The 2,642-nt window shown below is 55.9% G+C and carries 5 protein-coding genes and 1 pseudogene; all 6 read right to left on the reverse strand.

Annotation, left to right across the window (positions count from 1 at the left end):
- Window positions 1-224, reverse strand: a pseudogene (locus Xsto_RS20295) (phage tail protein); the annotation flags it as partial.
- Window positions 225-242: 18 nt separating this feature from the next.
- Entirely contained in the window at window positions 243-647 is a 405-nt protein-coding gene (locus tag Xsto_RS20300; RefSeq protein WP_099126260.1) for an HK97-gp10 family putative phage morphogenesis protein, read from the reverse strand.
- On the reverse strand, window positions 644-1,030 hold the full coding sequence (locus Xsto_RS20305; protein WP_099126261.1) for a hypothetical protein: 387 nt from the start codon (window positions 1,028-1,030) through the stop codon (window positions 644-646). Before Xsto_RS20305 ends, Xsto_RS20300 begins: the two co-directional genes overlap by 4 nt.
- Entirely contained in the window at window positions 1,017-1,343 is a 327-nt protein-coding gene (locus tag Xsto_RS20310) for a phage head closure protein (RefSeq protein WP_099126262.1), read from the reverse strand. Before Xsto_RS20310 ends, Xsto_RS20305 begins: the two co-directional genes overlap by 14 nt.
- 9 nt (window positions 1,344-1,352) lie before the next feature.
- Complete coding sequence (locus tag Xsto_RS20315; RefSeq protein WP_099126263.1) at window positions 1,353-1,655, reverse strand: head-tail connector protein; 303 nt, start codon at window positions 1,653-1,655, stop codon at window positions 1,353-1,355.
- Window positions 1,656-1,739: 84 nt separating this feature from the next.
- Window positions 1,740-2,642 (reverse strand): phage major capsid protein (locus Xsto_RS20320; RefSeq protein ID WP_099126264.1); only part of this gene is annotated, 903 nt, incomplete at its 5' end.

Genomic DNA, 2,642 nt, shown 5'->3' on the forward strand with positions numbered 1-2,642 from the left:
CCCAGTGACTTCTCCGGCCCTTCCGGCATATCGGAAATAAACTGCTTATTGGTATCCATCAGGGTGGTGCAGTCAATAAAGCTACCGGTGAGTCCGGTGGCGCCCAGTGCTTTACAGTTTTCCAGCGGCTTCATCTGAGCGACGCTGTCACCGGGTTTGCCGAACTTCACTATCGTGCCTTTAGGCAGCACGGCATACTCAGGTGAGGATTTTCTCTCTGCCATGATTCACTCCAATCAGGATTATTTACTGTAACCGGATAAGGCGGCGCGGATTTCCTGCGCCAGCACCTTCATCACGGCGGTTTTGTTGTAATCTAAGGCCGGGCGAATAAAAGGGCTGGGGACCTGCTTAATCGTGCCCATTTCCTGCGCTAAGGCTTTCATCCGGTGTGCTTTGGTCGGGCCAACGGTGATCATCACCCCGCCCGGGTATTTCGTGGATTTAGTGGAACGAATTTTGATATTGTCCCGCAGGTGCGGCCCTTGACTCTTCGGGTCATACCCAGCGTGAGCCTGCATATCTTCCTGCACAATTTCCATCGCGGCTTTACCCGCCTGACGCAGAATCTTTGTCTGGAGGGCAACGTCCAATTCCTGCAATTTGCGCCCTAATTCCGCCAGACCGGATACGTGAGTTTTAATCATCGGTCAGCCTCCGTATAAACAATGATAAAGTCCCGGGTAATGCGGTAGCGCTTGCGGTTGTTGGTTTCTTCCGCCATCTCCTGCAACAGTGCCCCACGGGTGACTGACTGCACCGGGGTGCGACCGATAGCCCCGTGCTGTATCGCTTCCCATGCCGTATGTAGCGTGGCTTCCAATTGCAGCGCCTGCGTGTAGTTTTGGGTGATGATGCTGATTTGAAAACGCCCCTCAATCAGTCGCGCTGGCGCTAACCCGGTATCAAAGGCCGGATCGCTGATGCGCTGGTAGGTCACCCCCTCTGAAACCGAGGACGGCAAAAGTAGCGGATAAGCCGGTAATTGGGTGAGGCGTTCTAAATCGGCGTGAATATCAAGCTCGATCATGACGAACCTCGGCTTCAGTGCTGATAATCGTACGGTCAGGCCGGTTGTTATCGACCGCACGCACGGTAAACCGCCGTCCCTGATGCTCAATCAGCCAGTCGATATCAATATCCTTGCGCGGTCTGACGGTGAATTCCTGTATTTCAATCACCTGCTGTTGGTCAGCGGTGCGGGTTTTGCGGTTCGACAAGGCTTTGGCTTTCGCCCAGACCGTGGTCACATAGTGGGGAATAAGCGTTTCGGCCCCCAGTGCATCCCGCTCAATGACCGGACGGAACAGCTTGATACGGTGTCGCAGTGCGCCTGCTCTCATAGTGTGCCCCTATAGCGGAATAAAACGGTACGGCTCCAATAAAGCCTTAAAGCCGGTGGGTAACGCCTGTGCCTCGCGGTTTTCATACCAGTAGCCCACGGTCAGCATGATCGCCAGTGTCACGTCTTCGGTGACCAGCAGCCCGTCCGGGTCATCAGCAGGTACGTTTTCTTCATACAGTCGGCGGTTCAGGTAACTTTCGGCGCGTTTGATGGCGGCACGGGCATAAGTTTGCAGCAGATCATCTTCGGCGGTGTTATCGTCATCGAGACGGCATTGCTGCCGGAGAATTTCCAGTGTGGGAAAAGACACAGCACCTCCTGTCTGCCCGCGACCGCACCGGATCGCAGGCGCAAAAAAAACCGCACAAGGCGGCGGGATGGTTTGCCTGACCGGTTAAGCCGCCGGTGCACTACCCTTGCTCACCAGTGCCTTAATCGCGGCGGTATCTTCCAGAATGCAGTCAAAGCGATGGAAAGCGAGGAACGCAGTCTGATCATAATCGGCATAGCGTTCTACCAGTCGTTTCAGGGTCATGTAGGCCACACGGCGCACAATAAAGCGATTGAAGTCACCGCAGTAGATAAACTTACTGCCCGGTCCCATGTCGGCAATCGCCTGATCGATAACATACGGCACCCCTAATATCGTCGAAGGGACAACGCCGGCAATTTCCGGCAACCACAGTGGGCGGTTCTGACCGTCTTCCATCTCAGTGATGATTTTCAGCGTGCTGTCATTGAAGGCCCAGCGGAAGGTACCCGCATTACGGTAGGCCGGGTCAATCGCATGTTTCAGGGCGTTCATGTCTTTCCAGCTGAATTTAGCCGCCGCTTCCACCATGCCGGTGACCGAGGCTGCCAGTCCTTTGGGTTGCTGGGGACTGCCCGTGCCGGTGCCCCTCACCAGATACTTGGCCTCACCGCGACCGATACGCTCCGCAATCCGTTTCGCCAGATAGGCTTCCATATCAATCCCGGAGTCCTGCAACAGCTCGTTGGAAACACGGATGATTTTGGACGACAGCTTTTTCGCCCCGAGGGACGCGGTGCCGAACTCGGTATCTTCTTCTTTGGCGGCGGTGTTTTCACCCAGCAGTTCGCCTTCCTCTGCCGTGCCATCCGCCGTTGACCACTCAATGGTCTGCCCGGTGGAGGTGCTGAGGATTTGCGCCACACTGGCGATCCCGCCATAGGCTTTCATGGCTTCGACGACTTTATTCAGCATCTGCGTCGGCACGGTGTAGCCGCCTTTCTCGTCCGGGGTCGTCCCCTGTGCCCGCAACTCACGCAGCGCCTG

The organism is Xenorhabdus stockiae (assembly GCF_002632825.1).
GTDB lineage: Bacteria > Pseudomonadota > Gammaproteobacteria > Enterobacterales > Enterobacteriaceae > Xenorhabdus > Xenorhabdus stockiae.